The following is a 26,670-nucleotide window of genomic DNA, read 5'->3' on the forward strand; positions in this document are numbered from 1 at the left end:
GGTGAAACCGGCCGAACGCGCGGAACCGGCCTACCGTGGAGGTATGGCCGGTGAACAGCACCAACAGCACGATCGGCGCCACCCGCACGCGCCCGAGCCGGTGGACCCGCAGACCGCGCACGAACAGCTCGCGTGCCCGGTCTGCGGGCGCCCCGTCCAAACCGTCATCCGGCGGCGCAAGGCGCTCGGGATCTTCATTCCGGAGTGGGTACCGGGTCCCTGCCGGAACCCGGACTGCGCGGAATACGTACCCGAGGTGGGGAAGCTGCCCTGACTCGTCAGCTCTTCGAGCCCAGCCCCGACGCGGCCAGCCCGTTGCGCCACAGCTGGTCCACGCGCGAGCGCTCCGTGCTGTTCGGGTTGGCGTTCTGGCACGAGGTGCCCGGGCCGCCGCCCGACATCAGCTCGGAGCACGGGCCCGAGTAGTGGTCCGGCAGACCCAGCACGTGGCCGGTCTCGTGCGCGGTCACCCGAGTGGAGTTGTACTGCTGGTTCTGCCGGTAGTCGAGGAAGATGTAGCCCCGGCCGTGGCCGTCCGTGCTCGCGTACGAACCGCGCGAGTCGTTGCCCTCGTAGTACGAGAAGTTCCCGCCGGAGGACACCTCCTGCAGCTTCACGTTCGAGACCGAGCTGTTCCATATCTGCGTCGAGCGGGATATCTGGCTGCGGAAGCTGGGCGCGTTGCGCGTGTTGTAGGTGACGGTCACCGCGAGGACACCGGGGTTCGCGGCGCGCTGCTCGGCGACCGAGCGCTGCACGGCCTCGAAGAAGGCGCGGTTGGCGTCCTGGTTCTCCTGCGAGTGCTCGTACGCCGCGTACGTCGCGGCATTGCCGACGGACGCGGGGGCGGAGGCGGCGCTGGCGGTGGGGACCACGCCGAGGGCGGCCGCGAGGCCGAGGCCGACGGTGGTGGCCAGTACGGCCTTTCGGGGCATACGGGAGTGGCGCATGTGGGGGGGCTCCTACTCGGATCCGGTGGGGGGTGGGTCGTTCGGTACCGGAGTCTGCGGGAGCGGGAGCGGCCGGCGGATGATGTCAGCCACCGATAGCGCCGGCCTATCGGGGGGATTTCGGAAGGTCAACTTCCGTGAGAATGGCGGGATTCGGTGGGGTATCAGTGGCTGGTGCGGTCCGCTGGGACCGGCCTACCCTCGGGTCATGGAGCTCGAGGTGAGGCACCTGCGCGCACTGTGCGCCATTGCCGACGCCGGCAGCCTGCACAAAGCCGCGCGGCAGCTCGGCGTGAGCCAGCCCTCCCTGACGACCCAGCTGCGCCGCATCGAACGCGCCCTGGACGGCGAGCTGTTCCTGCGTGAGCGCACCGGCTGCCGGCCCACCCCGTTCGGCCGCACCGTCCTGGGCCGGGCCCGCCCGCTGCTGGCCGAGATGGCCGCCCTCGTCGCCGAGGCCCGGGCGCTGGCCCGCGGGCCGCGGCTGAACATCGGCTCCACCGCCAGCCGCGCGATACCGGGGTGGCTGCGCCGGATCCACCGCCGGTTGCCGGACTTCGAGACCTCGCTGGTGGTGGACGTGTCCGCCAACGCGCTGCTGCGCATGGTGGCTTCGGGGCAGCTGGACGTGGCGTTCGTCCACGAGGTGGAGGGCAGCCCGCTGCGGGTGCCGGCCGGGCTGGAGCTGCGGGTCCTGATGGAGCGGGAGCCGCAGTTCGTGTCGATGTCCCGGGACCATCCGGCGGCTCGCCGGCCGGTGGTGGAGTTACAGGACCTGGCGGCCGACCGGTGGACGGTCGACCCCTCCGTGGACGGCGAATGGGACGGCCTGCGCCGGGTGTTCGCCGGTGCCGGGCTGGACCCGCCCGTCCTGCACGCCGACTACCACACCGCGACCTCGCTGATCATCTCCGGCGAGGCGGTGGCCCCCTGCCAGCCGACCTCCGGGCCGCGCGACGACATGGCCATACGGCCGCTGTCCGGCGACCCCCTGGCGGTCCGGCTGCTGCTGGCCACGCGACCCGGTGCGCATGCCGAGGTCTTCGAGGACCTCCGGGCGGCCTACCGCGAAGCCGCCCTCAGCGCACCCCCGTACCGCGCCTGGCTCCACCGCCACGCCAGCCCCCTCCTGGCCGCGTAGCCACTGCCGGGCTCCGCCCCGATCCCCCGCGTCCCGCAACGCCCGCCGGGCCGGAGTCCGCCGGCTGCGCCGCCACCGTTTCCGGGCCCGTAGCCGTGCCGGCGCCGTGGCGGGCCGCAGCCCTGCGCTCGCGTGCGGCGCCGTTGTCGGGGGCCGGCCCCCGGACCACCCGCGCCGAAACGCCGGCCGGGCCGGGTTGCGGCAGGCGCTTGACTTCACATATCCGCGATATATCGTGTTAGTCAGAAGACGCGATATGTTGCGTGCCGTGTCGTACGCCGAGGAGGATCAGCACCATGGCAGAGCAGAAGACGTGGTCGGTCGCCGAACCGCAGAAGCTCACCTTCGAGGAGCCGGTGACCGAGCTCCGCGTCCGCCTCGTCGGCGGCACGGTGAACGTCGTCGCCGACGAGGGCCCGGCCCGCCTCGAGGTGGCCGCGGTCGACGGGCCGCCGCTGTACGTCGTCCAGGAGGGCGGCACCCTCACCGTGTCCTATGAAGACCTGCCCTGGAACGGTTCCCAGGACCTCAAGAAGTGGTTCGAGGGCAAGCCCTGGAAGGCCTGGTGCCGGTCCGGCCCGGGCCGCAAGGCCTGGGAGCGCAGGGCCACCGTCACCCTCACCGTCCCCGCCGCCACGCACGTGCAGCTGGCAACGGTCAGCGCCACCTCCGTCGTCTCCGGCATCCGCGCCGACACCGACGTCAACGGGGTATCCGGCGACATGACGCTGGTCGGCCTGTCCGGCAAGGTCAACGCGAAGACCGTCTCCGGCAGCGTCGAGGCCCAGTCCCTCACCGGCGGGCTCGGCTTCCACTCCGTCTCCGGCGGCCTGACCGTGGTCGACGGCGCCGGCGGCACCGTACGCGCCGACTCCGTCAGCGGCGACATGCTCATCGACCTGGCCCTCGACGCGGCCGAGCCGCGGCCGGTGGACATCTCCCTCAACTCCGTGTCCGGGCAGGTCGCGATCCGCCTCCCGCACCCCGCCGACGCGCGGGTGGAGGCCAACACGGCCACCGGCGGCGTCTCCAACGCCTTCGAGGACCTGCGCGTCTCCGGCCAGTTCGCCGCCAAGCGGATCACCGGCACGCTCGGCGCCGGTACCGGCACCCTGCGGGCCACCACCGTCTCGGGCTCCATCGCCCTGCTGCGCCGCCCGGCTGCCGACGCCCCGGCCGCCCCCCTCGTGCTCGACAAGAAGGTGCTCTGACATGCCGCCCGTCTTCGCCCACGGCCGCCTCCGCCTCTACCTGCTCAAGCTGCTGGACGAGGCCCCGCGGCACGGCTACGAGGTGATCCGGCTGCTGGAGGAGCGTTTCCAGGGCCTGTACGCGCCCTCCGCGGGCACGGTGTACCCCCGGCTGGCCAAGCTGGAGGCCGAGGGCCTGGTCACGCACGCCACCGAAGGCGGGCGCAAGGTGTACTCCATCACCGAGGCGGGCCGCGCCGAACTGGCCGACCGCGGCGGTGAACTCGCCGACCTGGAGCTGGAGATCCGCGACTCGGTGTCCGAACTGGCCGCCGAGATCCGTGACGACGTGCGCGGCGCGGCCGGTGCCCTGCGGCGCGAGATGCGGGCCGCGGCCTCCGCGACGGCGACCCCCGTCGAGGACGCGTCGTGGGCGGCGGCCAAGGAGGAACTGCGCAAGGCCAGACAGGAGTGGAAGGAGCAGGCCCGCCGGGCGAAGGACGAGAGCCGCAGGGCCCGCGAGGAGGCCCAGCAGGCCCGCCGCCAGGCCAAGGAGGCGCAGGAGCGGGCGCGCGAGGAGGTCATGCGGATCGCGGGCCAGCTGCAGGAGCAGTTCGCGAAGTCGGGCGGGGTGCTGGGCAATCTGGCCGGTTCCTGGCTCGGCGGCGCGGGCAGTACGAGCAGCACGAGCGGTGCGGGTGCCGGCGCGGGTGCCGGTGCGGGCACGGGCGCCGGTACGGGTACGGCCGGCGCCGCGGCTGCTGACCTGCACTGGGCCGAGGACCTCGCCCCCACCGGCGACCCGTCCCGCGACCTGGACCGCCTGCTGGACCGCTTCCGCGACCACGTCCGCGACGCGGCCCGCGACCACGGCGTGACCGCGGCCAAGCTGGCCGAGGCCCGCGCCCACCTCGCGACGGCGGCGGACCGCCTCGCGGAGACGCTCCGGCCGTCGCGATAGGTCGCGAAGCCGTCCGCGGATCGACCGGCCGGGGGATCAGGCCGCCAGGCCCGCCTCGGCCGCCGCGTACGTGACGCCGTGGTCCGCGAGGACCTCTGCGGCCGTGCCCGGGCGGGAGAGCAGCGCGAGCAGCAGGTGCAGGGTGGCGATGTGGCGGTCGTGGCGGCCGAGCGCGATGCGCAGGGACTTCTCCAGGATCTTCTTCGTGCCCCGGGCGAAGGGGACGTGCCGGCTCACCGGCTCGTGGCGGCCCAGCGCCGAGCGGAGCGAGGAGCCCAGGGTCCGCCGCCGCGGGGCCGCGGCGGCCAGTACGCCCTCGCCGTGGGCCTCCTCGACCCGGGAGACGATCGCGGTCAGGTCGATGCCGAGCCCGGCGAGGGCCTCCTCGTCCGCCCGGGACATGCCGCCGCGGCGGCGGGCCGCGGCGAGGTCCGACGCCATCGCGGCGCGGTCCACGCCCAGCGGGTCCAGCACACCCCGGCCCAGCAGGGCGAGCAGCAGGTGCTCCTCGGTGACGGTGACTGCCCCCGCCTGCCGGGCCTCGGCCACGGCGCCCACCACGGAGTCCCGGGCGTCCTGCGTGAAGCGTTCGAACATCAGACCCTCCCGTGCTTCTTGTGCACGGCCTGCCGGCTCACGCCCAGCTCGGCCGCGATCTCCTGCCAGGACCACCCCTGCGCACGGGCGCTGCGTACCTGGACGGCCTCCAGCTGCTCCAGCAGCCTGCGGAGCGCGGCCACGGCACGCAGACCCACGCGCGGGTCGCGGTCCCCGGCCCGCTCGGCGAGATCGGTCGCTTCTGTCATGCCTGTCAATGTAAGTTGACAGGCATGCCGACGTCAACCGTTGTTGACGTACCGGCGCCTACACCGTCAGGACGATCTTTCCGAACAGGTCGCCGGCCTCCAGCTTCTCGAAGCCCTCCCGCGCCCGGTCGAGCGGCAGGACCTCGTCGATCACCGGACGCACCCCGGTCGCCGCGCAGAAGGCGAGGAGGTCCTCCAGTTCGTCCTTCGACCCCATCGTCGAGCCGACGACCTTGAGCTCCAGGAAGAAGATCCGGGTCAGCTCGGCGTGCGGCGGGCGGTCCCCGCTCGTGGCGCCCGAGATCACCAGGGTGCCGCCCGGGCGCAGCGACTTGACCGAGTGCGACCAGGTGGCCGCGCCGACGGTCTCGATCACCGCGTCCACCCGCTGCGGCAGCCGCGCCCCCGGCTCGTACGCCTCCACCGCGCCGAGCTCCACCGCCCGCTTGCGCTTGGCCTCGTCCCGGCTGGTGGCGAAGACCCGCAGCCCGGCCGCCCTGCCGAGGACGATCGCGGCCGTTGCGACTCCGCCGCCCGCGCCCTGCACCAGTACCGAGTCGCCGGGGCGCACGCCCGCGTTCGTGAACAGCATCCGGTACGCCGTCAGCCACGCCGTCGGCAGGCACGCGGCCTCCTCGAACGACAGCTCGGCGGGCTTGCGCAGCACGTTCCAGGCGGGGACGGTCACCTGCTCCGCGAACGTGCCCTGGTAGCGCTCGGTCAGGATCGAGCGCGGCTCGTCGGGGCCGACCCCGTGGCCGGTCTGGCCGATCACGGAGTGCAGGACGACCTCGTTGCCGTCCTGGTCGATGCCGGCGGCGTCGCAGCCGAGGATCATCGGGAGTTTGTCCTCGCCGAGGCCCACCCCGCGCAGCGACCACAGGTCGTGGTGGTTGAGGGAGGCGGCCTTGACGTTCACGGTCACCCAGCCGGGGCGCGCCTCGGGAGCCGGGCGCTCGCCCAGCACAAGGCCGCTCAGCGGCTGGTCACGGTCGATTCGGGCGGCGTAGGCAGCGAACATGCCGCGACGCTACCGCTCGGTAGCGCGGCGGACCAGCCCTGTCGGGGCTCTGTGGGTGAGGCCTTCGTCGCACGACCGCCCGTACGGCCGGTGGCCGTCGGCGGGAACCGGACGGGCGGTGTTCTGCGTCCGTACTGGGGCTCGCGCGGAGGTGTGGCCGAGGCCGAGCGGAATTGTTCGTTGCGCGCTCAACTAAGCGCGCCACGTGCGGTCTTGTGAGGTCGGAAGGGGGAAGCGGAACGTCAGGATCAAGCCTCGAGGGGCGGTAATATTCACGCCATGCCGCCCGGCTCGTCATGAGCCTGCCACCTTGTGGCGCATTCTCATTGACGAAGCGTCAGCTTCGTCGAGGCGCTGAGGCGGAGCATCCCCTCCCGGTTCGGGGGCGGGGAGGGTGTGTCCAACAGAAGAGGGGCCCGGCCGGATGTTCATCCGGCCGGGCCCCTCTTCTGTGCTGCTGTCGTCGGGTCAGACCAGACGGGCCACGCCGTCGGCCTTGGCCGCCGCGGCGACCGCGGCCGCGACGGCCTCGGCGACGCGCGCGTCGAACGGCGAGGGGATCACGTAGTCGGCGGCGAGCTCGTCACCCACGACGCCGGCGATGGCGTCGGCGGCGGCGATCTTCATGCCCTCGGTGATCCGGCTGGCGCGGACCTTCAGGGCACCCGCGAAGATGCCCGGGAACGCCAGCACGTTGTTGATCTGGTTCGGGAAGTCCGAGCGGCCCGTGGCCACGACCGCCGCGTACTTGTGCGCGACGTCCGGGTGGACCTCCGGGTTCGGGTTGGCCATGGCGAAGACGAAGGCGTCCTTCGCCATCGAGGCCACCGCCTCCTCGGGCACCGTGCCGCCGGAGACGCCGATGAACACGTCCGCGCCGTTCAGGGCCGCTTCCAGGGAGCCCGTCTGGCCGGTCTTGTTCGTCAGGCCCGCGATCTCCGCCTTGACGTCCGTCAGGTCGGAGCGGTCCGCGGAGACGACGCCCTTGCGGTCGGTGACGCAGACGTCGCCGATGCCCGCGTCCACGAGGATCTTGGCGATGGCGATGCCCGCCGCGCCCGCACCCGAGATCACGGCGCGCAGGTCGCCGAGCGTGCGCCCGGTCAGCTTCGCGGCGTTGCGCAGGGCGGCCAGCGTCACGATCGCCGTGCCGTGCTGGTCGTCGTGGAAGATCGGGATGTCCAGGGCTTCCTGGAGCCGGCGCTCGATCTCGAAGCAGCGGGGGGCGGAGATGTCCTCCAGGTTGACCCCGCCGAAGGACGGTGCGAGGCGGATGACCGTCTCGATGATCTCGTCCGTGTCCTTGGTCGCGAGCGCGATCGGCACCGCGTCCACACCACCGAACTGCTTGAACAGGATGGCCTTGCCCTCCATCACGGGGAGGGAGGCCTCGGGACCGATGTCACCGAGTCCGAGCACGGCCGTGCCGTCGGTGACGACGGCGACCACGTTGGACTTCCAGGTGTACTCGTTCACCAGCTCGGGCTGCTCCGCGATGGCGCTGCAGACCTTCGCCACGCCGGGCGTGTACGCGAGGGACAGGTCATCCTTGTTCTGGACCGGCACCGTGGCCTGGATGGCCATCTTGCCGCCCCGGTGCAGCGCGAACACCGCGTCCGGGTTGTTGTCCGTCGCGCTGTCGCTGCGAGGATTGACGATCTCCGCTGCCACTTTCTTGGCCCCTTAGGTCTTTGAATCGTTGAGGGTGACCACACCTGGTTAAGGGGTGGGCGGGCACCGCGTCCGTACTCCGCATCGACGGTTGGCCCGTCTCCGCGAAGGGGAGGTTCGTACGCGCGGGCGCGCCGCACGCGCGCCCTGAGCCCCGGATGAGGGGTGTAAGGATCCGTTGTACCCGAAGAACGCTCACCCAGACGAGTCGATTCCGACTCGACAGTAGACCTCTTGTCCTGTTTTTGGCGAAAGGTCCAAACGCCTCTGTCCAACGGGCGAGACGGACCGCAAATAGTCCGTCAAAAAGGCCAGGTCGCAGCCGTTTCTGCGGCACTGCAGCCCTCATTCCGCAGTCCTGTTGGGTACCCCCACCCACCCGTTATCCGATTTTGACCTGACGAACTGCCTGAATGCGCCAGTCCGAATGGCAAGATGCCGTAATCACACGAGGTCGCGACACTCGAAGGTGCGTGCCCGACCGTTCTCGGATGCTCCACCAGCCAGCCGGAGGAACCAGCTCATGACCGCAAGCACCACCCGTCGTACGACCGCCGCCCGGTCCCGGATCGCCGCGGTCGGCGCGATCGCGGTCGCCGGCGCCCTGATCCTCACCGGCTGCGGAGACCAGACGGACAAGGCTTCCACCAGCCCGTCGGGTGCGGCGAACAGCAGCGCGCCGCTTTTCTCGAAGCTCCCGAAGAAGATCCAGGACGCCGGTGTCATCAAGGTCGGCACCGACGCGACCTACGCCCCGATGGAGTTCACCGAGGGCGGCAAGATCGTCGGCGTCGACCCCGACGTCGCGGCGGCCCTGGGCAAGCAGCTCGGTGTGCAGTTCAAGTTCGAGTCCGGCACCTTCGACACCCTGATCGGCAGCATGCAGACGGGTCGCAGCGACCTGGTCATGTCCTCGCTCACCGACACCAAGGCCCGTCAGGAGGGCCTGGACGACAAGGGCGCCAAGACCGGTGCCGGCGTCGACTTCGTCGACTACTTCTCCGCCTCGACCGGCATCCTGGTGAAGAAGGGCAACCCGGACGGCATCAAGACCCTCGACGACCTGTGCGGCAAGACGGTCGCCGTGCAGCGCGGCACCACGTACGAGGACTCCGCGAAGACCCAGGCCGAGAAGTGCAAGACGGACGGCAAGGGCGAGCTCAAGATCGAGTCCTTCCCGACCGATGCCGAGGCCCAGACCCGCGTGAAGGCCGGTGGCGCCGCCGCCGACCTGAACGACTCCCCGGTCGCCGCGTACATCGCGCAGACCGCCGGCGGCGGCAACGACTTCGAGGCCATCGCCAACCCGACCGACGCCGGCCTCTTCGGCATCGCGGTGGACAAGAAGAACACCGAGCTGCGCGACGCGCTCAAGGAAGCCCTCGACGCGGTCATCAAGGACGGCACCTACAAGGCCGCCCTGGACAAGTGGAACGCGGGCTCCGGCGCCGTGACCGAGGCCAAGATCAACGCCGGTTCCTGACCTCCGCGTACCACCGCAGCACACTGAAGGGCAGTCACTGTGACTGACAAGCTCGACAAGGTCCCGGACCCGGCGGACACCCCGCCGGCCGGGGCCGTCCCCCCCGAGGCCATCCGTGCCATCCCGGTCCGCCATTACGGTCGCTGGATCAGCGCCGTGGTCGTCATCGGCCTGGTCGTGGCGCTCGCCGTCGCCTTCTCGCAGGGCAACGTGCGCTGGGCGACCGTGCCGGAGAAGCTGTTCGACCCCACCATCCTCCGTGGTGTCGGCAACACGATCTGGATCAGCATCACCTCGATGGTCCTGGGCCTGGTGCTCGGTGTCCTCTTCGCGGTGATGCGGCTCTCGAAGAACCCGGTGACCAGCACCATCGCCTGGTTCTACATCTGGCTGTTCCGCGGCACCCCGGTCTACGTCCAGCTGCTCATCTGGTTCAACCTCGCCCTGATCTTCCCGATCCTGAACCTCGGGTTCTACAAGGACGAGATGACCCAGGTCATGACGCCCTTCCTCGCCGCCCTGCTGGGTCTCGGACTCAATGAGGGCGCGTACATGGCGGAGATCGTCCGCGCCGGCATCCAGTCGGTCGACGAGGGCCAGACCGAGGCCTCGCACGCGCTCGGCATGACCCGTACGCAGACCATGCGCCGGGTCGTGCTGCCGCAGGCCATGCGGGTGATCGTGCCGCCGTCGGGCAACGAGTTCATCAACATGCTCAAGACCTCGTCGCTCGTCGTGGCCGTGCAGTACTTCGACCTGCTGCGCGCCGCCCAGGACATCGCCTCGACCTCGTTCGCGGTGATGGAGATGTTCTTCGTCGCCTCGATCTGGTACCTCGCCCTGACCTCGGTGTTCAGCGTCGGCCAGTACTACCTGGAGCGCCGCTACGCCCGCGGTGCCCTCCGCTCCCTGCCGCCCACGCCGTTGCAGAAGATCAAGGCGAAACTGTCCAGCTTCTCGAACCGCAAGGCGGTGGCCTGATGACGACTGCCATGGTGAAGGCCGAGGGCGTCCACAAGTCCTACGGTGCGGCGCACATCCTCAAGGGCATCGACCTGGAGGTCGCCCCGCGTGAGGTCTTCTGTCTGGTCGGCCCGTCCGGCTCCGGCAAGTCGACCTTCCTGCGGTGCATCAACCACCTGGAGCAGGTGAACGCCGGACGGCTGTACGTCGACGGGCACCTCGTCGGCTACCGCCAGAAGGGCGACAAGCTCTACGAGCTGAAGGACAGCGAGGTCGCGGCCCAGCGCAGGGACATCGGCATGGTCTTCCAGCGCTTCAACCTCTTCCCGCACATGACGGCCATAGAGAACGTCATGGAAGCCCCGGTCATGGTCAAGGGCGAGAGCAAGTCGGTGGCGCGCGAGCGCGCGATCAAGCTGCTCGACCGCGTGGGCCTCGGCGACAAGGGCGGGAACTACCCCACCCAGCTCTCCGGCGGCCAGCAGCAGCGTGTGGCGATCGCCCGCGCGCTGGCCATGGAGCCGAAGCTGATGCTCTTCGACGAGCCCACCTCGGCGCTCGACCCGGAGCTCGTCGGCGACGTCCTCGACGTCATGCGGGACCTGGCCGAGTCGGGCATGACCATGATCGTGGTGACCCACGAGATGGGCTTCGCCCGCGAGGTCGGCGACAATCTCGTCTTCATGGACGGCGGCGTCGTGGTCGAGTCCGGCCACCCGCGCGAGGTGCTGGGCAACCCGCAGCACGACCGGACGAAGGCGTTCCTGTCCAAGGTGCTGTAGCGGCTTCGAACGCATGAGAGGGGCGGTACGGGGTTCCCGTACCGCCCCTCTCACGTGCCACGGCATGACGGGGAAAGTTCTCACTTTCCTACGAGCGCACTACTTCAGTGCCAGGACCAGCCCGTCGGAGGGCGAGCGCCAGACCGTCCGGGCCTCCGCGAAGCCCGCCTCGCGCAGGGTCCGGGCGTGCCAGGCGTCGTCGGGGGTGTCCCCGTCGGCGTGCTCGCCGTAGATCTCGAACCGGCGCTCCGTCGGCTCGGCGAGCACCGGGTCGGCGGCCGCGAGGGCCCACCAGTCGGCCCAGTCCAGCGCGCCGGCCTCGCGGGCCCGGGCCATCCCGGCGTGCCGGTGGGCGCGCTCGGCGGCGTTGATCCGCGGGGTCGCCGGGTCGGGCATGTGGTCGGCGTTCATGAAGACCCCGCCCGGCCGCACCAAAGGGGCGAGCTGCCCGTAGAGCACGGCGAGCTCGGGGCTGTGCAGCCAGTGCAGCGCGGTGGCCGTGAGGACGGCGTCGTACGTGTCGTACGGGAGCGTCGAGGTCCAGGCGTGGTCCTTGAGGTCGGCGGTCACGAACGTGACGCGCCGGTCGCCGTCGAAGTGGCCCCGGGCGATGGTCAACAGGGCCGGGTCGAGATCGACGCCCGTAGAGGTGGATTCCGGGAACCGCTTGAGGACGCGGTCCGTAATACTTCCCGTACCGCACGCCAGATCGAGCACCCGGGGGGTGGGGCCCACGAGCGCCTCGACCATGTCCAGCATCACCCGGAAGCGCTCCTCGCGGTCGGGCATGTACCACTCCTGCTGCCGGTCCCAGCTCTCCTGCCAGGCCTGCCAGTCGGTCGTGGTCTCCGCCATCACTGACCCCTCCAGTCGTAATACCCTCGAATACGTCTCATCTGTTACCCGAGACGTTAATCCGCAGCCGTAAGGACTACAAGTGGAACTGGCCCATTACTCGGACTATGCCGTGCGCCTGGTCAACACCGAGGAGCCGGCCCGCAACAAGGATTCGCTCACCTCGGTGGACGCCGTCCGGGGCCTCTTCGGCACCGGGGTCCAGGCCGCCCGCCGGGTCACCGACGCCGACGTCACCCGCTTCCGCAACGTCCGCGGCCGGCTGCGCGCCGTCTTCGAGGCCGCCGACGGCGGCGACCACGTCCTCGCGGTCGACCTGCTCAACTCCCTGCTCATGGAGTTCCCGGTCAGCCCGCAGGTCTCCGGCCACGAGTACCTCGACGACGAAGGCCACCCGAACTGGCACATCCACCTCGCCGACCACCCCTCGAACGCCTCCGCCGGCTACGCCGCGCTCGCGTCCTTCGGCCTGGCCTTCCACCTCACCGAGCACGGCCCCGACCGCCTCGGCCTGTGCCAGGCCGCGCCCTGCCGCAACGCCTACCTCGACACCTCCACCAACCGCTCCCGGCGCTACTGCTCCGACCGCTGCGCCACCCGGGCCAACGTCGCCGCCTACCGGGCCCGCAAGCGGCTGGAAGCCGAGGCGTCCGGCCAGAGCGGCCGCAGCGCCGACACCGCCCAGGACAGCCGCGCCCTCAGCGAACTCTGATCCGCCGCGCGCGGCCGGAAGCGCAGCACCGCCGTCGCCAGCACCAGCTCCTCGGGCACCGTCCCGTAGTCGGTGCTGTCGCCGGTCTCGTTGTACGGGTTGTCCCCGAGCACCCACCAGCCGCCCGGCCGCCGCTCCACCGCCCGCTTGACCACCAGCAGGTCCTGCTGGAACGGGTGCCGCAGCACCACCACGTCACCCGGGCGGACGACGGCCCCGTAGCGGACCACCAGCCGATCGCCGTGCAGCAGCGTCGGCACCATCGAGGGCCCCGCCACCTCCAGCACCTCGAACGCCGCCCGCGAGCGCCTTCTCTCCACCGTGCCCGACCTCCTCGCCCGCTCTCGCCTCACTGCGCATGCTGCCGCACACTCCCGTACGTTCGCTCACCGGTCCGCACGCCACCCTGGACTTTTGTCCTAAGCCCACGGGGCCGCTCGCGAAATCCCCTTACCCACGGAGTAATCTCCCCTCTTGAGAAGACGATCACGAGGAGGACAAACTCCATGCTTTCCCGCCTCTTCGCCCCCAAGGCGAAGGTCTCCGCCCACTGCGATCTTCCGTGCGGCGTGTACGACCCTGCCCAGGCCCGCATCGAGGCCGAGTCCGTCAAGGCCGTACAGGAGAAGTACCAGGCCAACGAGGACGCCGACTTCCGCGCGCGCGCCATCACCATCAAGGAGCAGCGCGCCGAGCTCGCCAAGCACCACGTCTCGGTGCTGTGGAGCGACTACTTCAAGCCCCCGCACTTCGAGAAGTACCCGCAGCTGCACACCCTGGTCAACGACACCCTGAAGGCCCTCTCGGCCGCCAAGGCGTCGAACGACCCGGCGACCGGCCAGAAGGCCCTCGAGCTCATCGCCGAGATCGACCGCATCTTCTGGGAGACCAAGGCCGCCTGATCCGGGCCCGCCCTCCTGCACGAAGGGGCCCGACCGTCACCGGTCGGGCCCCTTCGCCGTGCAGGGAATGCTCGTGGACCACTCGTCCACCGGTGGGACTACGCCACTGGTGGGACTACTCGTCCTCGTCGTCCTCGTCGTCCAGCCGCGCCAGCCACGTGGCAAGGCGTTCCACCGGGACCTCGAAGTCCGGGTTCAGGTCGACGAACGTGCGCAGCTGCTCGGCGAGCCACTCGAAGGTGACCTCCTCCTCGCCGCGCCGCTTCTCCAGCTCCTCGATGCCGCGATCGGTGAAGTACAAGTCGGGCTCCGTGCCGTGATGAAAGTGTGCAGGGGATGTTTCCCGCCAGGATAATCCGCATGCCCGGCGAGACCTCCCGCCCTACCGGACCCGGCGCTAGCCTGGACTGCCAGACACCTGAGGGGGCAGGGGATGCAGGACGGGCGCACGGGCGGCACCGCGCGCGCCTACGAGCTCCTCGAACCCCTCGTCCAGGCGGCCACCGTGCGCGTCCACGCGGCCCCGGGCGGGTATGCACCCCATGGGACCGGTCCCACCTGGGGGAGTGGCTTCTTCATCGCCCCCGGCTGGGTCCTGACGTGCGCGCACGTCGTCGGGGAAGGGGGTGCAGCGGTGCGTCTCGTGGGGCGTGAGCTCGGCATCACCTTCTCCTCCGGCGCCGACAGCGCCACCGGAACCGTCACCGGCCGCGTCGAGTGCGTCCTGCCCGAGCGGCTCGAGGAGCGCCGCCCCGCCCGGCACGCCCTGTGGGACCTGCCCGACCTGGCCCTCGTCCGGGTCCTCGCACCGATCACGCACGCCTGCGTACGGCTCACCGACCGCGCCCGGCCCCGCCTCGAAGAGGTCGCCTACTTCGGCTGCACCGAGGACCTCGGCACTCCCGAGATCACCGGCCGCACCACCCGGCTGCGCGGCACCGCCGGCGGCGGCGCCGCCCTGCGCCTCGGCGGCGACGACGAGATCGAGCCCGGCATGTCCGGCGGCCCCGTCGTGGACCTGGCCCGCGGCGAGGTCGTCGGCGTGGTCAAGGCCCGTCGGCACACCGGCGGCGGCGGACTCGCCGTGTCCGTCGTGCAGCTGCGCACCCTGCCGCTGACCGCCACCGGCCAGGTCGGGCTCTACCGCCGCGTCATGCAGGCCCACGACCTCTACCACTACGACCAGCACCTGAGCGATCTGGGCAGCCGCCGCACCTGGACCGACGTGCACGACGAACTCCCGGCCCCCGGCGACCCGTACGAGGGCCGCAGGCGGCTCACCGCCGCCGAACGCACCACCCTGTGCGGACTGCTCGCCGAACTGCCCCCACCGCGCTCCTCGGAGGCCGTCCGCGCCCTGGTCGAGGCCGCCCGCGGCGAGGAACCGGACCCGGGCCTGCCGGCCCCGCTCAGCTGGCGCGACGGACTCGGCATGCTGCACGACCCGCCGGGCGGCTCCGGCGAGGCCGCCGCGATGCTCCGGTACGCGACCGACGTGAGCGTGGCCGACCACCGCGAGCCGCCCTCCCCGGGCGCCGACGAAGAGCTGTGGGACTGGGTGCGGGCGACCGCCGAACGGCTGTGGCGGCCCCTGCGGCGGGAGTTGGGCGAGCGCCACGAACAGGGCCTGGCGCAGCGGGACCGGCGCCGGCGCGCCCGGGCCGCCGGCCACACGAACGGCCACGCCCGCTCCGCCGACGGGCTGATCCGCGGGCCGTCGGTGCTGGTGGAGGCGTGGGCGCACGGCTGGGAGGACGTCTACGACTGGCGCGTCTCGGTGCTGGCCGGGCCCGCCCACCCGGGGCGGCTGACCCCGGTGGACTCCGGCGTACGGGCCACTCGCGCGGGCCTCGCGGAGGCGCTGCGGGTCCCGCTCGCCGAGGCCTTCCGGCGCTGCGACACCCACGAGGCGGCGGCCCTCCTCGAAGTCGCCGTGGCACCCGAGCTGTTCGGCCTGCCCGTGGACACCTGGACGGTGGCGGGCCGGGTACCGCTCGGCGTCCAGCGGCCGGTGGTGTTCCGCTACCCGGCCGGCAGCGGCGACACCCCGCCCGACGGCGAGGCCGTCCACCGCCGGGCCGACCGCTGGGCACGCGTCCAGGCCGGGCCGCTGGCCGACGAGCGGGCCGACTGCGCCCGCGGGCGCCCCCGGAGCCCGGCACCGGAATGGCTCGACGCCCTGCCGGACAACACCGTGCCCGTCCACTGCCGGGCCGCCGACGCGGAGCCCACCCGCGGCTCCCTGCACGCGGTCCACGACGCCGGATACGGGGTGGCCGTCACCCGGCGGCCCCCGGCCGACCCGGCGGCCGACTGCGCGCCGTTCCACCGGGGAATGCGCGAGGAGCTGACCGAGGCGGGGCGGGGAGCGTCGCTGCCGGTCCGGCTCCAGGCCTTACGGGCCCGCGCGCACGGGGCCGACCCCGACGCGTACTGGGCGGACGGGATGGCCCTCGTATGGGACGACCCGACCCGCGCGCTGCCCGAAGACGAGCCGCTGCAGGGCGACCTGTGACGGGCGGGAGGGGGAGGGAGCAGCCGTGAACGAGGAATGGCTCATATACCGGGGGGTCGGCGAACCCCACGACGGGATCGAGGCCCTGCCCGATCCGCCGCCGTGGCGGGACTTCGACGGCGGACCCGTCGGCGAGCCCGGGGGACTGGCGGACACGGCCGACGGGAACGTGGCGCGCCGCCTCGGTGCGCACCGGCAGGCCGCCGAGCTGCACCGGCCCGAACCCGAGGAGCTCGAGGCCATCAACGCGGCCCTGTACCTGCGCCGGCCGCTGCTCGTGACCGGCTACCCCGGAACCGGGAAGTCCACCCTCGCGCACGCCGTCGCCCACGAGCTGAAACTCGGCCGGGTGCTGCGCTGGCCCGTGGTCTCGCGGACCGTGCTCCAGGAGGGCCTGTACCGCTACGACGCCATCGCCCGGCTCCAGGACGTCCAGATCGCCGCGAGCGGGGGCCTGGCCGGTGCGGCGCCCGGCACCGGCACGCCGCCCGCCACCGGCCAGGTCCCCGGCATCGGGAAATACATCCGGCTCGGACCGCTGGGGACGGCCCTGCTGCCCACCGAACGGCCCCGCGTCCTGCTCATCGACGAGCTCGACAAGAGCGACATCGACCTGCCCAACGACCTCCTGAACGTCCTGGAGGAGGGCGAGTTCGCCCTGCCCGAGCTCGAACGCGTCGCCGACACCGAGCCCGAGGTGCAGGTGCTCACCGACGACGGGGCGAAGGTCACCGTCCAGGGCGGCCGGGTGCGCTGCCGGGCCTTCCCCTTCATCATCCTGACCAGCAACGGCGAACGGGACTTCCCGGCCGCCCTGCTGCGCCGCTGCATCCAGCTCAAGCTCGGGCAGCCCGGCGAGAAACGGCTCGCCACCATGGTCCGCGCGCACCTCGGCGAGGAGGCCGCCCAGCTCGGGGCCGACCTGATCCGGGAGTTCCTCAGCCGCTCCCAGTCCGAACTCGTCGCCGCCGACCAGCTGCTGAACGCCATCTACCTCACCCACTACGCCGCCCCGCCCACCCGGGAGGACCTCGCCGACCTGCTCATCCAGCGCCTCGACCGCCCGAGGTGAGCGCCCGTGTCCCCCGACCGGCCACCCGTCCCCGAACAGCCACCGGTCCCCGACCGGCCTCCCGTTCCCGGCTCCTTCGACCCCCTTCCCGGCTCCTTCGGCCCGCCGCCCGTCCCCGCCGCCCTCCGCGACCTCGCCGGGCTGCTGCGGGCCGCCGGGCTCGATCCCACGGCCGAGGAGCTCGCCGACGCGCTGTGGCTGGCCGGGCGGATCGGCCCGCCCGTCCCCGCCGCCCCGGACCGGGACCCGACGGCCCCGCGCCGGCGCCGGCGGACCGCGGGCGATGCGCCGCCGCCCGAGGAGGAGTCCGTACGGCCCGAGCCCGAACCCGAGGACCCGGTCAGGCTCTACGCCTCCCGGGTCCTCGGGACCGTCGCGGAGGAGGCTGCCGAGTTCCCGGCAGGCGCCGGAGTGCCCGTACGGGTTCCCGGAGCCGCCGCGCTGCCCCGCATCCTGGAGATCCAGCGGGCCCTGCGCGCCCTCCAGCGGCACCGCCCGCCCGGCCCGCCCACCCGCCTCGTCCTCGACGAGCCGGCCACGGCCGAGGCCAGCGCCCGCGCCCTCGGGCTGGTCATCCCGGTGCTGCGTCCGGAGAGCCGGCGCGAGGCGACCGTACGGCTCGTCATGGACGCCTCGCCGTCGATGGCCGTGTGGCACGACATGTTCGAGGAACTCCGGTCCGTGTGCGAGCGCCTCGGCGCCTTCCGCGACGTGCAGGTGCACTACCTGCACCGGCTCGCCGACGGCCGGGCCGCCGTCGGGCGCGGACCCGGCCCCGGCACCCGGCTGCGCTCCGGGGACCAGCTGCGTGACCCGACCGGGCGGGCCCTGACCATGGTCGTCTCCGACTGCGCCGGAGCGCTCTGGCGCGAGGGCGAGGCCCAGCGGCTGCTGCACCGCTGGGCCGAGTGCACCCCCTGCGTCGTCGTCCAGCCGCTGCCGCAGCGGCTGTGGAGCCGCAGCTGGCTGCCGACCGAGCGGGGCACCCTCACCCGCGCCGAGGACGGCTGCGGGAAGCTGCGGTTCCGGCCCGACCGGCCGGCCCGCGCCGGGCGGCCCACCGGCGGCCTGACCGTCCCCGTCCTGCCGCCCAGCGCCACCGCGCTCGGCGCCTGGGCGCGCCTCGTCGCCGGACTCGGCACCGGGCCCGTCCCCGCCGAGGTGGGCCGGGTGTTCGCCGACCACCCCGCGGCGCCCGTCCCGCCGCCGCGCGCCGTCCGCCCGCCGCGCGAGCTGGTGCGCCGCTTCCGGGCCTCCGCCTCGCCCCGCGCCGTACAGCTCGCCGTGTACCTGTCGGCGGCGCCGCTGACCCTGCCCGTCATGGCCCTCGTACAGCGCACGATGCTGCCGGACTCCGAGCCCTCCGACCTGGCGGAGGTACTGCTCAGCGGGCTGCTGCGGCGCGGCCGGTCCGCCGGGCAGTGGTACGAGTTCGTGCCCGGCGTCCAGGACGTCCTGCTCGGGCCGCTCGGCAGGGACGAGGCCGCGCTGGTGCTCAAGCACTGCTCGGAGTACGTGCTCGCGCACTTCGGGCGGGGCGTACGGAACTTCCCCGCGCTGGCCGTCTCCCAGCTCACCGGGGCGCCCGTGATCGAGGAGGGCGGCGAGGAGCGGGTCCCCGCCGGGCGCCTCCCGCAGGCGTTCGCCGAGGTCTCGGCCCGCGTCGTACGGCGCTACCTGCCCGGGCCGCCCGCCGAGGACCCCGCGGTCGCCGAGCCCGTCGCACCCCCGCCCGGCCGGGCCTGGGCGGTGCGCACCGCCCGCGACCGGCTCGCCGCCCAGGACCGTCAGGGGGGCGACGGCGGGCAGCGCGGACTGTACGAGGCCGTCGCCGTACTGCGCCGGGCCGTCGCCGCACCCGCCGGGCCCGAGGACCCGCCGGGCGAGGCGGAGTGCGAGCTGGCCGCCGTCCTGCTGCGGCTGTGGGCCGGGCAGCGGGACCCGGAACTGCTCGCGGAGGCCGAGCGGGCGGTGTCCGGGATCGGGACGCCGGCGGCCCGGGCCGTACGGGGCCGGGTGCTGTACGAGCAGGCCCTGGCCGCCGAGCCGGACACCGGGCTGCTGGCAGCGGCGGAACGGGAGTTCGCGGCCGTCGCCGCCGCCGCGGACCCGGACCTGGACCCGCGGCTGCGCCTCGACTGCGTGGTGCGGCGGGCGCAGACCCTGGTCCGCCTCGGCGAGCTCCGCGAGGACACGGGCGCGCTGCGCGAGGCGCGGTCCGCGCTGGAAGCGGTGACCGGCGGCCCCGCCACCGACCCGGCGGTGCGGCCCGCCCTCGGCCGGGTCCTGCTGGCCCTGCTGCCCCGCACCCCCGACCCGCAGCAGCGCACCGCCCTGGCCGGGCAGGCCGCCGAGCACCTGGCGGCCGGGCTGGCGGCCGAGCCGTCGGGAGCGGGAGCCGCCCGCGTACGGGTGGAGCTGGCCACGGCCCTGCGCCACCTGCCCGGGCGGCTGGAGGAGGCCGCCGACCAGCTGGACCTGGCGCTGGCCGAGGCCACCGGCGATCCGGAGCTGCGGCTGGCCGCCCTGGTCTGCCTGGCGCGGGTGCACCGGGCCCGGTACGCGCGCGACGCGGACCCGGCGGCGCTGGAGGACGCGGCCGAGGCGTACGGCAGGGCCCGCCGGCTGATCCCCCGCGACGGGGAGGCCTACGGGGAGCTGCTGCCCGAGTGGGGGGACGTGCTCCTGGACCGGGCACGGGCCGCCGACGGGCGGCGGTTCACCTCGACGGCCGTACGGGTGCTGCGCGACAGCCGGGCGGCGGTCCCGCAGTCCGACCCCCGCTCCGCGCAGCGGCTGGTGCGGCTCGCGGTGGGGCTGCGGCTGCGGCACGGCTACGAGGGCGACGTGGTGGACCTGCGGGAGGCGGAGTACCTGCTGGAGCTGGCCGTCCGGCAGAGCCGCAGTCCGCTGGAGCAGGCCGGCGCCTGGCGCGAGCACGGAGACGTCCAGCAGGAGATCCACGCGCACACCCGGGCGCTGGACCGGCTCGACCGGGCGGCGGACTCCTACCGCCGGGCCTGGCGGTCCGCGCTGGCCGCCGACCGGGAGGAGCGCCGGGAGGTGGCGGTGGAACTGGCGGCGCGGGTGCAGGAGTTGCGGGGGGAGGTGCTCGAGCGGCTGGCGCGGCCCAGGGCGGCGTTGGACGCGTACCGCTCGGCCGTGGAGTTGTGGATCCGGCTCGGGGAGTCTGCCGCGGACCGGCGCGATGCCCTGCAGTCGCGGGTCCGCACCCTGGAGGCGGGGCTGTGAGCGCCTCACACGCCGGCGGGGCCAGGTTGAATGCGACGCGACAGGGGGACGGGCAGCCCATGGTGACTCGGCAGCAGGAAGCGGAAACGGCGGGCACCGCCTGTTCCGGGCAGTTACCGGACCTCTCCGGGTTCGACCTGGCCGCACTGCGCGGGATCGACCATCCCGTGCTCGCCCGGGTCATCGAAGGCATGGTGCAGCGGGTCACCCACCCCGCCGAGATCCTCAACGCGTTCGACTCCGGAGTGGCCTGACGCGGCCCCCTCACGCACCGCATTCCCAAGGACACGCAGAGCAGCCACAGTTGTCCCGTTTCCGCCGTTAGCCGGTGCCGTCCGCCGGGCAGGGATGCACCGTCCGCGGCGCGGGAGGTACGAACGATGAGGCAGACCAACACGAGCGATGTCGTGCTGCCCTCCCATCGGATCCACGCGCCGTGGCCGTACGCCTCGCTCGACGTGCCCGCCCTGCGCGCCGCAGGCCACCGCCCGCACCCGATACGGCAGTTCGTGCTCAAGACCCGCAGCCGCTGCAACCTCGCCTGCACCTACTGCTACGTGTACGAGATGGCCGACCAGGGCTGGCGCGGCCAGCCGGCCGCGATGTCCCCGGCCACCACCGCACGCGCCGCCGACCGCATCGCCGAGCACGCCGCCGCCCACGGCCTGGCCCGTGTCGACCTCGTCCTGCACGGCGGCGAACCCCTGCTCACCGCCCCCGCCGAACTGGCCGCCCCCGTCGACGCCGTACGGGCCGCCCTCGCCCGGACCTCGCCGGGGACCCGGGTCACCGCCACCGTCCAGACCAACGGCACCCTGCTCACCCGCAGCCGGCTCGCGGCGCTCGCCGCCGCCGGGATACGCATCGGCGTCAGCCTCGACGGCGGTCTGCCCGCGCACAACACGCGCCGCGTGGACCACACCGGACGCCCCGGCTTCGGCGCCGCCGCCCGGGGCCTGCGCCTCCTCGCCCGGCACCCCGAGAGCTACGCCGGGGTGCTCTGCGTCGTCGACCTCGACCAGGATCCGGTGGAGACGTACGAGTCCCTGCTCGGCTTCGCCCCGCCGGTCATCGGACTGCTGCTGCCGCTGGCCAACTGGAGCACCCCGCCGCCCGGCCACCATCCGCCCGGCACCCCGTACGCCGACTGGCTCCTCGCCGTCTTCGAACGCTGGTGGCACGACACGGTGCTGCGGACCCGGATCCGGATCTTCGAGGAGATCATCGCCCTGCTGCTCGGACTGCCCGCCGCCACCGAGACCCTCGGCCTCGCCCCCGCCACCACCGCCGTGATCGAAACAGACGGCGCCATCGAGCAGGCCGACTCGCTCAAATCCGCCTACGAGGGCGCCGCCGCCACGGGAATGACCCTGGAGCACCACAGCTTCGACGCGTTCCTCGACCACCCCGGGCTGGCCGCCCGCCAGCTCGGCCGGGAGGCACTCGCCGACGGCTGCCGCTCCTGCGAGCTCGTCGAGGTCTGCGGCGGCGGCCACTACCCGCACCGCTACCGCTTCGGCGAGGGCTTCCGCCGGCCCTCCGTGTACTGCGCCGACCTCCAGGTCGTCATCCGGCACATCGCGGCCTCGCTCCACAAGGCCGCCGCGCAGGCGGGGAACCGCCAGAACGCTGCCGCCCCGGGCGCCGGCCGCCTGGGCCCGCTGGACGCCGGCCCGCTGGACGCCGGCCCAGCAGCAGCCGGCCCGTCGGGCACCGGTCAGGCGCCGCCCCGGGCGGCCGCCTCATGACCGCCCCCCTGACCGGGTTCGCCGTCACCTCGGCCACCCTGGGCGCCCTCGCCTCCACCGAGCCCTCCGCCGACGGCACCCGCCTGGTCCGCGACATCCGCCGCTCCAAGCGGCTCGTCCTCCTGCGCGGAGTGCTCGACGCCGCCCCCGGCGGGCGGGCCGGGGAGGCCGCCGACCACTGGGCCCTGCTGGAGGAGGCCGAACGGCACGACCCCGGGGCCGTCCGCGACGTACTGCACTACCCGGCCACCGGGGTGTGGGCCGAGGAGACCCTGCGCCGGCTGCACGCCCCGTACGGCCCCCCGGCCGACCTCGGCCACCTCGGCGCCCTCGCCGTCGCCGCGGCCCTGCGCTCCGGGATCGCCTTCAAGGCCACCCTGAAGCCCGTCCACGGCCGGCTCGTCCTGCCCACCCTCGGGCTGCTGCGCCCGGCCCGGCCCGGCCCGCTCGCCCTCACCGAGTGCTCCTGGGACCCCGACGACCCCGCCACGCTCGCCCTGCACACCCTGCCCGGCGGCCGCACCGCCCTCGACGACCTCGACCCCTACCGGGCCCCTGGCCCCGCCCATCCGGCGCCCGTGCGCCCCGCCCGCCGGCTCACCCCCAAGGGCCACAAACGCTGGGACACCCAGTGGTCCGGCGCGCTCACCCTGCTCGACCGGTACGACACCGCCCGCGCCGAGGAGATCGGCCTGCTGCTGCGCTCCGTCGTCCCGCTCGGCGGCGGCTCCCGCTCCAGCGGCGCCACCCTGCCCGCGGCGGCCGGATCCGTGCTCGCCCGCACCCAGGCGCCGCCCGCGCTCGCCGCGACCCTCGTCCACGAGGTCCAGCACGGCAAGCTCACCGCCCTCGCCGACGTCCTGACCCTGCACACCGCCGACCGCACGCCCCGGCACTGGGCCCCCTGGCGCAACGACCCCCGCCCGCTCGAGGGACTCCTGCACGGCGCGTACGCCCACCTGGCCCTGGCCGGGTACTGGCAGCGCGCCGCCCTCTACGGCGCCCGCGGCGCCTGGTCCCAGCACGCGCGGATCCGCGCCCAGGTCGCCGCCGTCCTCCCCGTGCTCCACCGGCACCCGCAACTCACCACCGCAGGGCGGGAGTTCATCGCCGCCATGGCCGCGGCCGAACGGGCCATGGACGACCTGCCGCCGCCGGGGGACCAGCACGCCGTCGCCCGCCGCGCCGTCGACCGGGAACGACGCGACTGGTGCGCGCAGCACCCCGAACTCGCCCCGTTCGCACAGGGGTGACGGACCGTCCGCTGCGCTACCGTTTCAACCCCGTCCACCGCCCGGATTCCAGGGAGACGGCCGCATGACCACCGGACTTCGGCAGGACCGAGACCGCGACGTAGCCGCCCAGCCGCAGCGCTTCGTCATCAGCTTCGCGGGGTTCAACCGGCCCTGGGCCGTGTGGATCGCCCACCGCCTGGAGGAGCACGGCCACCGGGTCGCCCTCGCACGCTGGGACCCGCAGTCCAGCCCCGGCCTCACCCCCGCCCTCGACGACCTCGCCCGCAGCGGCAGCCGGGTCCTGCTCATCCTCAGCGAGCGCTACTTCTCCGCCGGCACCCACACCGACGAGGAGTGGAACACCGCCCTGCGCACCGTCACCGACCACCACCCCGACCGGTTCGCCGCCGTCTGCCTCACCGACGCGCCGCTGCCCAGCGCCGTCGCCGTGCTGGAGAAGACCGACCTGTGGGGCCTGGACGCGTACGAGGCCGAGTACCGGGTGCTGCGCAGGCTCGAGCTGCCCACCGACCGGATCGGCACCGAAACGGGCCGCCGCGGCCCCCGCTTCCCCAACGACCCGCCCGAGATCTGGGGCCGGGTCCCGCGCCGCAACCCGCGCTTCACCGGCCGCAACGACGTCATCGGCCGGCTGCGCGCCGCCCTCGCCGACGCTCCGCCCGGCGCCTCGACCGTCACCCTGCTGGGGCTGTCCGGGGTGGGCAAGACACAGGTCGCCACCGAGTACGCGTACCGCTTCGCCTCCGAGTACGACGTCGTGTGGTGGGTCCCCGCCGAGGACCGGCCCACCCTGCGCGAGCGGCTCGCCGACCTGGCCCCCGCGATGGGCCTGCCGCGCGGCGCCGGCAGCTACGGCGAGCAGATCCGGGCCGTCCTGGAGGCACTGCGGCGCGGATCCCCGTACAGCCGCTGGCTGGTGGTCTTCGACGGCTGCGACAACCCCGACGACCTCACCGACCTGCTGCCCTCGGGCGCGGGCGACGTCATCATCACCTCCCGCAACCGCGAGTGGGCCTCCCGGCACACCAGCCTCCTCGAGGTCCCGCTGTACGCCCGGCCCGAGTCGATCACCTTCATCCGCCGCCGGGCCCGCCGGCTCACCGGCGAGGAGGCCGACCAGCTCGCCGAGGCCCTGGAGGACTATCCCCTCGCCCTCGACCAGACCGCCGGCTGGCTCGCCGACTCCCCGCTGACGGTGGGCGACTACCTGGCCCTGCTCCGGCGCAGACTGGACTCCCACGAGGCCGTCACCGTCTCCGACGACTACCCGCTGCCTTTCCCGACCGCCCTCGCGATACTGCTGAACAACGTCCGGGAGGACTTCCCCGACGCGCTCGCCCTGCTGCGGCTGTTCGTGTTCTTCGCACCCGGGCCGGTGCCGCTGCGGCTGCTGCGCGAGTTCCCCGCCGCCGACGTGCCCGAGCAGCTCGCCGGGCTGATCAACGACCAGATCCGGTGGAACGCCGCCCTCAACAAGCTCGTCCAGTTCTCCGTCGTCCGCCTCGAGTACTCCGACCTGTCCGTGGAGGAGGGCGGCGGCGGGCTGGAGACCGTACAGCTGCACCGCATGGTGCACGGGATCGTCCGCGAGAACCTCTCCGATGAGGAGGCCGAACCGCTCTCCCGCGCCGTCCGGCAGGTCCTCGCCGGCGCCGACCCGGGCCGGCCCTCCGACTCCCGGCTGTGGCCGCGCTACGCCGAGCTGATCCCGCACCTGGAGAGCGCCGGCGTCCTGACCAGCAGCAACCCGCGGATCCAGACGTTCCTGCTGCACTGCCTGCGCTACCTGATCCTCGCCGGTGAGTACCGCACCTGCCTGCGGCTCGCCGAGCAGACCGACGCGGTGTGGCGCACGATGCTCGGCGACGACCACGACCAGGTCCGCGAGCTCAGCTACCACTACGGCGGCGCCCTGCGGATGCTCGGGCACTTCAAGCGCGCCGAGACCCTCGCCAAATCGGTCGCCGACCGGCTGCTCGCCGAGCGGGGCGACCGGGACCTGGAGACCCTGCGCGCCACCAGCACCTACGCCGGGGTGCTGCTCGGCACCGCCAAGTTCGAGCAGGCCCGCGAGCTCCTCGAGCACGCCTTCGCCCGCTACCGCGAGCTGCTCGGCGAGGACGACTCCACGACGCTGAACGCCGAGAACAACGTCGCGGTAGCCCTGCGGCTGCTGGGCCGCTACCAGGAGGCGTACGACACCGACCTCGACACCCTGCGCCGGCGCGAGCGGGTGCTGCGCGTACGGCACATCGCGACGCTCTCCTCCGGCATCGGCTGCGCGATGGGGCTGCGGCTGATGGGCCGCTACCGGGAGGCCCTCGCCCGCCAGGAACAGGGCCTCAAGCTCAACTCCCAGGTACTGGGCCCCAACCACCCCCAGACCCTGCGCGCCGAGCACAACCTCGGCATGTGCCTGCGCCGCTCCGGCGACATCCCCGGCGCCGGGGCCCGGCTGCGCAGCGTCCTGGAACGCTCCACGCGGGTGTTCGGCGCGGAGTTCCCGTGGACGCTGATGGTCGCCTCGGACTACGCGACGTACCTGCGGGAGTACGGGGACATCGGCGAGGCCCGCCGGATCTCGGAGGAGGTGGTCCGGGGCTACCAGACGCAGCTGGGGCTGGCCCACCCGTACAGCATCGGCACGGTCGGCAACCTCGGGCTGGTGCTGCGCGCGCAGGGCGAGCGGACGGAGGCGCTGAACCTGGCGGAACAGGCCCTGGTCGGCATGCGCGGTGCGGTCGGGGACCGCCACCCGTGGACGCTGGGCTGCGCCCTGAACGCCACCGGGCACCGCAACATCACGGGGCACTTCGAGGACGCGGTGTCCCTGAGCCGTGAAACCCTCCGGGGCTGCGAGCAGATCCTGGGCCCGGACCACCCGATGACCCTGAGCGCCCAGATCGCCCTGGCGGCGGACCTCCGCTCGGTCCGCGAGGACACGGAGGCCCAGAAGCACGAGGATGCCGGCCTCAAGGCCCTGACCCGCACGCTGGGCCCCCAACACGTCCACACGGTGTCGGCCCGCCAACAGAACCGCCCGTACTGGGACTTCGAGCCGCAGCCGTAGGGGGCGGGGCGGGGCGTACGGCGCTCCGCCCGGGGGGCCGTTCGCCCCCCTCTCCCCACCACCGCCGGGCGGTGCCCGCCCGCCCGCCCCCCCACCGGCGGCGAGGCGGGGCGCGGTGGATCGCCGGGCGAGGGCGCGGGCAGCGGGATTCCGCCGAGCCGAGCCGAGGCGACCGGTGGGGGGCGGTGACATTCCGCCGAGCCGAGCCGAGTCGGCCGGTTGGGGGCGGTGGCTTCGGGGTCCGGGACCCGATGACCCGGGATCGGGGAGGGTCTGGGGGTTTCCCGTCAGTCCCATCGTCCTTCCGGTGCGGGCCGGCC

General features: G+C 73.4%; 24 protein-coding genes. 16 read left to right on the plus strand and 8 right to left on the minus strand.

What is annotated here, in order from left to right:
- Nucleotides 1-43: 43 nt before the first annotated feature.
- Nucleotides 44-274: a hypothetical protein gene (locus IF09_RS0102055; RefSeq protein WP_030291331.1), complete on the plus strand. Its 231-nt coding sequence runs from the start codon at nt 44-46 to the stop codon at nt 272-274.
- Nucleotides 275-278: 4 nt separating this feature from the next.
- On the opposite strand, the gene snpA is transcribed toward IF09_RS0102055, so the two are convergent.
- Nucleotides 279-950 carry a snapalysin gene (snpA, locus tag IF09_RS0102060; protein WP_030291332.1) on the minus strand — a complete coding sequence of 224 codons (672 nt, stop codon included), beginning with the start codon at nt 948-950 and terminating at the stop codon, nt 279-281.
- Nucleotides 951-1,158: 208 nt separating this feature from the next.
- On the opposite strand from snpA, the gene IF09_RS0102065 reads away from it, so the two are divergent.
- The 3 genes from IF09_RS0102065 to IF09_RS0102075 all read left to right on the plus strand — a co-directional run bounded on the left by IF09_RS0102065 (nt 1,159) and on the right by IF09_RS0102075 (nt 4,242).
- Nucleotides 1,159-2,091, plus strand: a complete 933-nt coding sequence (locus tag IF09_RS0102065) for a LysR family transcriptional regulator (protein WP_030291333.1) — start codon at nt 1,159-1,161, stop codon at nt 2,089-2,091.
- A gap of 296 nt (nt 2,092-2,387) precedes the next feature.
- On the plus strand, nt 2,388-3,302 hold the full coding sequence (locus IF09_RS0102070) for a DUF4097 family beta strand repeat-containing protein (protein WP_030291335.1): 915 nt from the start codon (nt 2,388-2,390) through the stop codon (nt 3,300-3,302).
- Nucleotide 3,303: 1 nt separating this feature from the next.
- Nucleotides 3,304-4,242, plus strand: coding sequence for a PadR family transcriptional regulator (locus IF09_RS0102075; RefSeq protein WP_030291336.1), 939 nt, complete (start codon nt 3,304-3,306; stop codon nt 4,240-4,242).
- A gap of 36 nt (nt 4,243-4,278) precedes the next feature.
- Here IF09_RS0102075 and IF09_RS0102080 read toward each other — a convergent pair whose 3' ends face one another.
- The 4 genes from IF09_RS0102080 to IF09_RS0102095 form a co-directional block, all read right to left on the minus strand.
- The gene (locus IF09_RS0102080) at nt 4,279-4,839 is read right to left on the minus strand and encodes a Clp protease N-terminal domain-containing protein (protein WP_030291337.1); all 561 of its coding nucleotides are present in this window, start codon (nt 4,837-4,839) and stop codon (nt 4,279-4,281) included.
- Nucleotides 4,839-5,048: a helix-turn-helix domain-containing protein gene (locus tag IF09_RS0102085; protein ID WP_008741547.1), complete on the minus strand. Its 210-nt coding sequence runs from the start codon at nt 5,046-5,048 to the stop codon at nt 4,839-4,841. The genes IF09_RS0102080 and IF09_RS0102085 overlap by 1 nt, the downstream gene beginning before the upstream one ends.
- Nucleotides 5,049-5,106: 58 nt before the next feature.
- On the minus strand, nt 5,107-6,069 hold the full coding sequence (locus tag IF09_RS0102090) for a zinc-binding dehydrogenase (protein WP_030291338.1): 963 nt from the start codon (nt 6,067-6,069) through the stop codon (nt 5,107-5,109).
- A gap of 468 nt (nt 6,070-6,537) precedes the next feature.
- On the minus strand, nt 6,538-7,740 hold the full coding sequence (locus IF09_RS0102095) for an NAD(P)-dependent malic enzyme (protein ID WP_030291341.1): 1,203 nt from the start codon (nt 7,738-7,740) through the stop codon (nt 6,538-6,540).
- Between the two features lie 523 nt (nt 7,741-8,263).
- Between IF09_RS0102095 and IF09_RS0102100 the strand changes: the two genes are divergently transcribed.
- The 3 genes from IF09_RS0102100 to IF09_RS0102110 are packed head-to-tail and all read left to right on the plus strand — an operon-like array spanning nt 8,264 to nt 10,968.
- Nucleotides 8,264-9,223: an ABC transporter substrate-binding protein gene (locus IF09_RS0102100; RefSeq protein ID WP_030291342.1), complete on the plus strand. Its 960-nt coding sequence runs from the start codon at nt 8,264-8,266 to the stop codon at nt 9,221-9,223.
- A gap of 39 nt (nt 9,224-9,262) precedes the next feature.
- The gene (locus tag IF09_RS0102105) at nt 9,263-10,204 is read left to right on the plus strand and encodes an amino acid ABC transporter permease (protein WP_030291343.1); all 942 of its coding nucleotides are present in this window, start codon (nt 9,263-9,265) and stop codon (nt 10,202-10,204) included.
- On the plus strand, nt 10,204-10,968 hold the full coding sequence (locus IF09_RS0102110; protein WP_030291345.1) for an amino acid ABC transporter ATP-binding protein: 765 nt from the start codon (nt 10,204-10,206) through the stop codon (nt 10,966-10,968). Before IF09_RS0102105 ends, IF09_RS0102110 begins: the two co-directional genes overlap by 1 nt.
- Nucleotides 10,969-11,067: 99 nt before the next feature.
- On the opposite strand, the gene IF09_RS0102115 is transcribed toward IF09_RS0102110, so the two are convergent.
- The gene (locus IF09_RS0102115; RefSeq protein ID WP_030291346.1) at nt 11,068-11,823 is read right to left on the minus strand and encodes a class I SAM-dependent methyltransferase; all 756 of its coding nucleotides are present in this window, start codon (nt 11,821-11,823) and stop codon (nt 11,068-11,070) included.
- An 82-nt stretch (nt 11,824-11,905) separates the two neighbouring features.
- On the opposite strand from IF09_RS0102115, the gene IF09_RS0102120 reads away from it, so the two are divergent.
- Nucleotides 11,906-12,535 carry a CGNR zinc finger domain-containing protein gene (locus IF09_RS0102120; RefSeq protein WP_030291347.1) on the plus strand — a complete coding sequence of 210 codons (630 nt, stop codon included), beginning with the start codon at nt 11,906-11,908 and terminating at the stop codon, nt 12,533-12,535.
- On the opposite strand, the gene IF09_RS0102125 is transcribed toward IF09_RS0102120, so the two are convergent.
- Entirely contained in the window at nt 12,439-12,798 is a 360-nt protein-coding gene (locus IF09_RS0102125) for a S24 family peptidase (RefSeq protein ID WP_106974973.1), read from the minus strand. The genes IF09_RS0102120 and IF09_RS0102125 overlap by 97 nt on opposite strands.
- A gap of 243 nt (nt 12,799-13,041) precedes the next feature.
- Here IF09_RS0102125 and sodN point away from each other — a divergent pair, with 243 nt between their 5' ends.
- Nucleotides 13,042-13,437, plus strand: a complete 396-nt coding sequence (sodN, locus tag IF09_RS0102130) for a superoxide dismutase, Ni (protein ID WP_008741558.1) — start codon at nt 13,042-13,044, stop codon at nt 13,435-13,437.
- A gap of 115 nt (nt 13,438-13,552) precedes the next feature.
- On the opposite strand, the gene IF09_RS0102135 is transcribed toward sodN, so the two are convergent.
- Nucleotides 13,553-13,738 (minus strand): DUF6104 family protein, encoded by a 186-nt coding sequence (locus IF09_RS0102135; RefSeq protein ID WP_010061466.1) that lies wholly within the window; start codon nt 13,736-13,738, stop codon nt 13,553-13,555.
- 132 nt (nt 13,739-13,870) lie between these two features.
- Here IF09_RS0102135 and IF09_RS0102140 point away from each other — a divergent pair, with 132 nt between their 5' ends.
- From IF09_RS0102140 to fxsT, 7 genes are all read left to right on the plus strand, one after another.
- On the plus strand, nt 13,871-15,952 hold the full coding sequence (locus IF09_RS0102140; RefSeq protein ID WP_030291350.1) for a trypsin-like peptidase domain-containing protein: 2,082 nt from the start codon (nt 13,871-13,873) through the stop codon (nt 15,950-15,952).
- 25 nt (nt 15,953-15,977) lie between these two features.
- Entirely contained in the window at nt 15,978-17,024 is a 1,047-nt protein-coding gene (locus IF09_RS0102145) for a MoxR family ATPase (RefSeq protein ID WP_030291351.1), read from the plus strand.
- 6 nt (nt 17,025-17,030) lie between these two features.
- The gene (locus IF09_RS0102150; protein ID WP_051831996.1) at nt 17,031-20,276 is read left to right on the plus strand and encodes an SAV_2336 N-terminal domain-related protein; all 3,246 of its coding nucleotides are present in this window, start codon (nt 17,031-17,033) and stop codon (nt 20,274-20,276) included.
- Nucleotides 20,277-20,335: 59 nt separating this feature from the next.
- Entirely contained in the window at nt 20,336-20,530 is a 195-nt protein-coding gene (fxsA, locus tag IF09_RS0102155; RefSeq protein ID WP_030291354.1) for an FxSxx-COOH cyclophane-containing RiPP peptide, read from the plus strand.
- Nucleotides 20,531-20,656: 126 nt separating this feature from the next.
- Nucleotides 20,657-22,024: an FxsB family cyclophane-forming radical SAM/SPASM peptide maturase gene (locus IF09_RS0102160; protein WP_078612996.1), complete on the plus strand. Its 1,368-nt coding sequence runs from the start codon at nt 20,657-20,659 to the stop codon at nt 22,022-22,024.
- The gene (locus tag IF09_RS0102165) at nt 22,021-23,277 is read left to right on the plus strand and encodes an HEXXH motif domain-containing protein (RefSeq protein ID WP_051831997.1); all 1,257 of its coding nucleotides are present in this window, start codon (nt 22,021-22,023) and stop codon (nt 23,275-23,277) included. The genes IF09_RS0102160 and IF09_RS0102165 overlap by 4 nt, the downstream gene beginning before the upstream one ends.
- 64 nt (nt 23,278-23,341) lie before the next feature.
- A complete protein-coding gene (gene fxsT / locus IF09_RS0102170; RefSeq protein WP_030291357.1) occupies nt 23,342-26,350 on the plus strand; it encodes an FxSxx-COOH system tetratricopeptide repeat protein in 3,009 nt (1,002 codons plus the stop codon).
- Nucleotides 26,351-26,670 lie beyond the last annotated feature (320 nt).

Source organism: Streptomyces katrae, from assembly GCF_000717655.1.
Classification (GTDB): Bacteria; Actinomycetota; Actinomycetes; order Streptomycetales; family Streptomycetaceae; genus Streptomyces; species Streptomyces katrae_B.